Origin of the sequence: Marinobacter aromaticivorans (assembly GCF_002806975.1) — a bacterium.
In the GTDB taxonomy this organism is placed as follows: domain Bacteria; phylum Pseudomonadota; class Gammaproteobacteria; order Pseudomonadales; family Oleiphilaceae; genus Marinobacter; species Marinobacter aromaticivorans.
Genome location: NZ_NIHD01000023.1, coordinates 21,879 through 28,454, shown reverse-complemented (window position 1 = coordinate 28,454; position 6,576 = coordinate 21,879). Strand labels below are relative to the sequence as shown.

7 protein-coding genes are annotated in these 6,576 nt (G+C 60.6%); all 7 read left to right on the top strand.

Annotated features, from left to right (window positions below):
• Window positions 1-152 precede the first annotated feature (152 nt).
• The 7 genes from CDH48_RS18485 (at window position 153) to CDH48_RS18455 (ending at window position 6,515) form a co-directional block, all read left to right on the top strand.
• Window positions 153-1,796, top strand: a complete 1,644-nt coding sequence (locus CDH48_RS18485; protein WP_455429684.1) for a transposase — start codon at window positions 153-155, stop codon at window positions 1,794-1,796.
• 2 nt (window positions 1,797-1,798) lie between these two features.
• The gene (locus tag CDH48_RS18480; RefSeq protein ID WP_100690173.1) at window positions 1,799-2,707 is read left to right on the top strand and encodes a TniB family NTP-binding protein; all 909 of its coding nucleotides are present in this window, start codon (window positions 1,799-1,801) and stop codon (window positions 2,705-2,707) included.
• Window positions 2,704-3,924 (top strand): TniQ family protein, encoded by a 1,221-nt coding sequence (locus CDH48_RS18475; RefSeq protein WP_100690172.1) that lies wholly within the window; start codon window positions 2,704-2,706, stop codon window positions 3,922-3,924. The genes CDH48_RS18480 and CDH48_RS18475 overlap by 4 nt, the downstream gene beginning before the upstream one ends.
• A 243-nt stretch (window positions 3,925-4,167) precedes the next feature.
• Window positions 4,168-4,782: a class I SAM-dependent methyltransferase gene (locus tag CDH48_RS18470; protein WP_198515537.1), complete on the top strand. Its 615-nt coding sequence runs from the start codon at window positions 4,168-4,170 to the stop codon at window positions 4,780-4,782.
• A 142-nt stretch (window positions 4,783-4,924) separates the two neighbouring features.
• On the top strand, window positions 4,925-5,440 hold the full coding sequence (locus tag CDH48_RS18465; RefSeq protein WP_198515536.1) for a hypothetical protein: 516 nt from the start codon (window positions 4,925-4,927) through the stop codon (window positions 5,438-5,440).
• 19 nt (window positions 5,441-5,459) lie between these two features.
• Entirely contained in the window at window positions 5,460-5,711 is a 252-nt protein-coding gene (locus tag CDH48_RS18460; protein ID WP_100690171.1) for an SHOCT domain-containing protein, read from the top strand.
• Window positions 5,712-5,765: 54 nt separating this feature from the next.
• Entirely contained in the window at window positions 5,766-6,515 is a 750-nt protein-coding gene (locus tag CDH48_RS18455; protein WP_100690170.1) for a methyltransferase domain-containing protein, read from the top strand.
• The last annotated feature ends 61 nt before the right edge of the window (window positions 6,516-6,576 follow it).

Below are 6,576 nucleotides of genomic sequence, written 5' to 3'. Positions count from 1 at the left end.
CGGCGATAACTTTGCCAGCACTGCGACTTTACGTTCATCGGAATAACGAGGCACTATCAACACCTGAACCGCCCAACTGGTTAAAAATTAAGTAGTGCCAACTATCCTGCCAGAGGGGGAGGTTGTCAGACTCACGAATCATTGAGCATGGGGTGACTACACTGTCTGACAAGGCATGGGAGCATGCCTGCCGCAGGGCGGAGATCATCGGACCACTGGCAGCGCTTGAGGCGGTTGGGCATGAAGCTGCCGATGCCGCAGCGCAGGCGCTGGGCCTGTCCAGGCGGCAGGTGTACGTCCTGATTCGGCGTGCCCGGCAAGGCTCAGGCCTCGTGACGGACCTGGCGCCCGGCCAATCCGGTGGCGGGAAAGGCAAGGGGCGTCTGCCGGAACCGGTCGAGCGTATCATCCGCGAGCTGCTGCAAAAGCGCTTCCTGACCAAGCAGAAGCGCAGCCTGGCGGCGTTTCACCGCGAGGTCGCCAAGGCGTGCAAAGCGCAACAACTGCGGGTGCCGGCGCGCAATACCGTGGCTCTGCGGATCGCCGAGCTTGACCCGATGAGAACCGTGCGCCGCCGAGAAGGTCAGGAGGCGTCCCGAGGCCTGCAAGGTGTCGGCGGCGTCCCACCCGCCGTGACCGCGCCGCTGGAGCAGGTGCAGATCGACCACACGGTCATCGACCTGATCGTGGTCGACGAGCGCGAGCGACAACCGATTGGCCGTCCCTACCTGACCATCGCCATCGACGTGTGCACCCGCTGCGTGCTCGGCATGGTGGTCACGCTGGAAGCACCGTCCGCCGTCTCGGTTGGCCTGTGCCTCGTGCATGTCGCCTGCGACAAGCGCCCCTGGCTGGAAGGGTTGGACGTGGAAATGGACTGGCCGATGAGCGGCAAGCCCAGGTTGCTCTACCTGGACAACGCGGCCGAGTTCAAGAGCGAGGCCCTGCGCCGTGGTTGCGAGCAGCATGGCATTCGGCTGGACTATCGCCCGCCCGGGCAGCCGCATTACGGCGGCATCGTGGAGCGGATCATCGGCACGGCGATGCAGATGATCCATGACGAGCTGCCGGGGACGACCTTCTCCCATCCCGGCCAGCGCGGGGAGTACGATGCCGAGAACAAGGCCGCCCTGACGCTGCGCGAGCTGGAGCGCTGGCTCGCGTTGGCGGTCGGCACCTATCATGGCTCGGTACACAACAGCCTGCTCCAGCCGCCGGCCGCGTGCTGGACCGAGGCGGTGACGCGTGTCGGCATACCGGCCGTCGTCACCCGTTCTACGGCGTTTCTGGTCGATTTCCTGCCGGTGATCCGCCGCACGCTGACCCGCACAGGCTTCGTCATCGACCACATCCACTACTACGCCGACGCGCTCAAGCCGTGGATTGCGCGGCGCGATCGCTTGCCCGTATTCCTGATCCGGCGCGACCCGCGCGACATTAGCCGCATCTGGGTATTGGAGCCGGAAGGCCAACACTACCTGGAGATCCCCTACCGCACTCTGTCCCATCCGGCCGTCACGCTCTGGGAGCAACGCCAGGCGTTGGCGCGGCTGCGTCAGCTGGGACGCGAACAGGTCGATGAATCGGCCCTGTTCCGCATGATCGAGCAGATGCGCGACATCGTGACCACTGCACAGAAGGCTACGCGCAAGGCGCGGCGCGATGCGGATCGTCGCCGTCATCTCAAGGCGTCGGCTCCGCCTGGCAAGCCCGTTCCGCCGGACACGGACAGGGCGGACTCGCAGACGGAGAGCCAGCCGCCGGCCAAGCCGTTCGACCAGATCGAGGAGTGGTAGCCGTGGACGAGTATCCCACCATCGACGTGTCCCACCTGATGCCGGCGGCACAGGGATTGGCTCGACTGCCAGCGGACGAGCGCATCCAACGCCTTCGCGCCGACCGCTGGATCGGCTATCCGCGCGCGGTCGAGGCGCTGAACCGGCTGGAAACCCTGTTTGCGTGGCCGAACAAACAGCGCATGCCCAACCTCCTGTTGGTCGGACCGACCAACAACGGCAAGTCGATGATCATCGAGAAATTCCGGCGCACGCATCCGGCCAGCGCCGACGCCGACCAGGAGCACATGCCGGTGCTGGTCGTGCAGATGCCGTCCGAGCCGTCGGTGCTCCGCTTTTATGTCGCGCTGCTTGCCGCGATGGGCGCGCCATTGCGCCCGCGCCCACGGTTGCCGGAAATGGAGCAACTGGCGTTGGCGTTGCTGCGCAAGATCGGCGTGCGCCTACTGGTGATTGACGAACTGCACAACGTCCTGGCCGGCAACAGCGTGAACCGGCGGGAATTCCTCAATCTGCTGCGCTTCCTCGGCAACGAGCTGCGCATCCCGTTGGTTGGGGTTGGCACGCGTGACGCCTACCTGGCCATCCGCTCGGACGACCAGTTGGAGAACCGGTTCGCGCCCATGATGTTGCCGTTGTGGGAGGCCGACGACGCTTGCTGCTCGCTGCTGGCCAGCTTCGCCGCGTCGCTCCCGCTACGGCGGCACTCACCGATTGCTACACCGGACATGGCCCGCTACCTGCTCACCCGTTGTGAGGGCACCATCGGCGAACTGGCGCACCTGCTGATGGCGGCAGCGGTCGCCGCCGTGGAGAGCGGCGAGGAAGCCATCAACCATCGCACGCTCAGCATGGCCGATTACACCGGACCCAGCGAGCGGCGTCGGCAATTCGAGCGGGAACTGATGTGAAGCCGGCAGCACGCTGGCCGCTGCACCCGGCACCCAGGGAAGGCGAAGCCCTGTCGTCCTGGCTCCATCGCGTCGCCGCCTGCTATCAGATGGAGGTGCGCGACCTGCTGGAACACGATCTCGGCCACGGCCAGGTCGATGATCTGGACACCGCGCCACCGCTGTCGCTGCTGACGGTGCTCTCCCAGCGCAGCGGCATCGAGCGGGACCGGCTGCGCTGCATGAGCATCGTCGGCTGGGTGCCGTGGCTGCTGGACAGCCTCGACGACGAGATTCCGGCTGCCCTGGAAACCTATGCGTTCCAGTGCTCGGTGCTGCTACCGAGACACAAGCGTAAAATCAGAACAGTCGCACGTTGGCGGGCCTGGCTACCCCGTCAGCCGGTTGACCGAGCCTGCCCGATCTGCCTGAACGATCCGGCGGATCAAGCCATATTGCTCGCCTGGAAGCTGCCCTTGATGCTGAGCTGCCCGCAGCATGGCTGCTGGCTGGAGTCCTATTGGGGAGTGCCTGGGCGGTTTCTCAGGTGGGAGAACACCGACGCCGCACTGCGCACGGCCGGCGACGCGATTGCAGCGATGGACCAGCGCACCTGGCAGGCGCTGACTATGGGGTATGTGGAACTGCCGCGCCGGCGCATCCACGCCGGATTGTGGTTTCGGATGCTACGCACGTTGCTTGATGAGCTGAATACCCCGCTCTCGATGTGCGGAACCTACGCGGGATATATCCGCCATGTCTGGGAAGGCTGTGGGTATCCGCTGCGCGCGGGGCAAAGTCTATGGCGACCGTATGAAACCTTGGCCCCAGTGGTGCAGCTACAGATGCTCGAAGCGGCGGCAACGGCCATCCACTTGATCGAGTCAAGAGTGATAAGCCCACCTGGGGAGCAGGCAGCGCTATTCTGGCCGGAGCCGCAAACTGGGTTCACCAACGGCTTGCCCACAAGGGAGCGGACGCAGGAGCCCATCAACGTCTGGCAGGAGGCGATCAAGGCGATCAACGAAGCCGTCGCCGACGCTCGGCACAACCCCGAGACAGCCCGTTCACTGTTCGCGCTGGCGGCCTATGGGCGGCGGCACGACCCCGAGTCCCTGGAGCGCTTGCGCGCCGAGTTTTCCAAAGACGGCATTCCGCCGGCATTCCTGTCACATTATGAGCCCGATGGACCCTTTGCATGTCGTAAAATAAGTGACCGGTTAAGTGACAAATTTTGACAGTCAACGCTTTCCGGCACACACTGTCACATAATCGAACGTATATGTGACAGGCGTAACATGCTGACACTCAAGTCCGGGGCTGTAGAGGATGCGCGACCGGTTCGGCTCGCCGAACAGCTTCAGAATAGGCGCTAGCCTCTTGACACTTTGATATGTGCGACTACTCCTATGTGTCATAGCTCATGCAAAATATGAGACATCGTTGATCCTCATCAAGGCCGATATCGGCGGGACATGGAAATGAATAAGCCCAGGGAGTTACAGAAGGAGTTCTTCCCGGCCACGGCAATGCCGGACAACGCATGGTGGTCGGCTCTATGGCCCGACCCTGACGGCATTGTTCGGACCCTCGGGATAGAGGCCGGAATGACGGTTGTGGATCTGTGTTGTGGCGACGGCTACTTTACAGCACCCTTGGCCGAGCTGGTAAACGGCAACGTTTATGCCCTCGACATCGACCCCGAGATGCTGAACCAGGCCCGTTCAGAGGTTGAGCGGCGGGGGGCATCCGTTGCTGAGTGGCTTTGCGCCGACGCGCGGGACATTGCTGGGTTGGTCCCTCACGAGATCGATTATGTCTTGATTGCCAATACGTTCCATGGCGTTCCGGACAAGACCGCATTGGCGCAGGCCGTATGGCGGGTGCTTAAGGCGGGCGGGCGCTTCGTCATTGTCAACTGGCACCAGGTCGCCCGTGAGCAAACCACTGTGCTGGATAAGCCGCGCGGTCCCAAAACCGAAATGCGCATGTCGCCGGAGCAGGTTCGGGCGGTTGTCGAACCGGCAGGGTTCCAGTTGACTGACCTGGTTGAGCTTCCGCCCTACCACTACGGAGTAATATTTCAAAAACCATAATCTAACGCAGCAACAGCTGTGGCGGAATGTCCGAGGAAGAAAAAGAGGGTTCAGAGGCGAAGATTTGAAATGCCAAAGCGATGAAGACGCTCATTGGAGCGTTTTAGTTCCAGCACGTGGCCTGAATCGCAAGGAGAACGTTATGACTGAAGATGAGAAAGACACGGGTAAACCCGATAAGGAAAATTCCACTGATAAAGGTCAGGGAAGTAGCAGCGCCTCCGGCCCCATGGAAATGGGTATGGGTATGGCGAAGAAGATGATGGGCCAGATGGGCAAGGGCGGGCCGAGTCCTATGGCAATGATGCAGAAGATGATGGCGCAAATGGGCCAAGGTCAAGAAGGTGGCGCGCAGATGCCCCCGATGATGCAGATGTGCATGGGCATGTGTTCGGAGATGCTGACCGCCATCAAGCGGACGACTGACATGGCCGCCTTCGCTACACCCGAGCTGCAAAACCTTTTCACGGAATGGCTGGAGACTCTTGAGGAAGAGGCGCTCCGGCATCTCGAAGAAGGCGGGGAAACCGATGTGGCGGGGCTCGCCAAGGCGTTGAATATCAGCGAAGAGAGCACCGTTTACCTCGTAGCCCACATGACCAACAGCGGCAAGGTACTCTCGAAAGTTCAGGCCATTGGGGAGGGAAAGAAACAATGAATATTGAAGGAGAGGCGCTATGCCACACGGATGGGAAATGATGCCCTGGTACGGAATGATTTTCGGCCCGATCATGATGATTCTGGTGCTTGCTACAGTCGTCACGGTTGTGATCTTACTCGTCCGTTGGTTGGGCGGGGGGTCATGGCAGCCGTTTCACGACAATCGGCAGCCATCTAAGGCGGCGCTCGATATCCTCAAGGAACGCTTTGCGAAAGGAGAGATCGATAAGGACGAGTTTGAAGAGAAGAAGCGTTTACTTTCGGATTGAAGGATTTCATATGACATCATTCGTAGCAGGCTAAACGTTAAGGGGATTGGTTCAATGACCTCAGCAGGCCCAGGCGAAGTTCAAACAGGTGGCGCCAAAGAAGTACAAGCTCTTTATACAGAGTTGGCTCTGCACCCAGAAAAAGATTTCGGCTGGGGAAAAGGCAAGGAGAATGCGCGCACGCTAGACTATGACCCCGCATGGCTGGAAAGATTGCCGGACTCGGTTTGGGCGTCGGCGGCAGCCGTGGGCAATCCGTTTCTCCTGGGACCCATCCGGCGAGGTGAAACTGTCGTTGATCTTGGTTGCGGAGCAGGTGTTGACCTTTGCATCGCCGCTCTGCTCGTGGGCGATGAGGGTCAGGCAATTGGCATCGATTTCACACCAGCAATGGTAGTAAAAGCCAAAGATAACGTGAGGCTTACCGGCCTGAGCAACGTGGCGATTTATGCGGGCGATATAGCCTCCGTTCCACTGGAAGACGCCTCTATAGATGTTGTCATATCCAATGCTTCCATCAATTTGTTAACAGATAAAGCATGCGTATTTAACGAGATTTTTCGCATCCTCCGACCGGGTGGGCGGCTTCAGTTTGCTGATATGGTTAAAGATGCCAGTGTCGAATCTGCTGTCAGTGCTCGTAGCGCGTCATGGGCTGATTGTGTGGCGGGTACTGTCGAGCCAGACAGTTACCTCAAAATGCTCGAAGACGCCGGATTCCGGCAGGTGGAGTTCGTCTCGTTTACGGGCTATCGAACCGCTGCGACCACAATCGGCGCTTGTTTCCGGGCTCTGAAGCCCTGAGCCCCGGACATTCTTATTGAGCAAAGACTCCTTGTGTTTCCAAGACGATCATTTATGTGAC

Bases quoted from the DNA above. Each gene is read 5' to 3' on its own strand.
- CDH48_RS18470 (WP_198515537.1), top strand. From the start codon at position 4,168: ATGAATAAGCCCAGGGAGTTACAGAAGGAGTTCTTCCCGGCCACGGCA.
- CDH48_RS18465 (WP_198515536.1), top strand. From the start codon at position 4,925: ATGACTGAAGATGAGAAAGACACGGGTAAACCCGATAAGGAAAATTCC.
- CDH48_RS18460 (WP_100690171.1), top strand. From the start codon at position 5,460: ATGCCACACGGATGGGAAATGATGCCCTGGTACGGAATGATTTTCGGC.
- CDH48_RS18455 (WP_100690170.1), top strand. From the start codon at position 5,766: ATGACCTCAGCAGGCCCAGGCGAAGTTCAAACAGGTGGCGCCAAAGAA.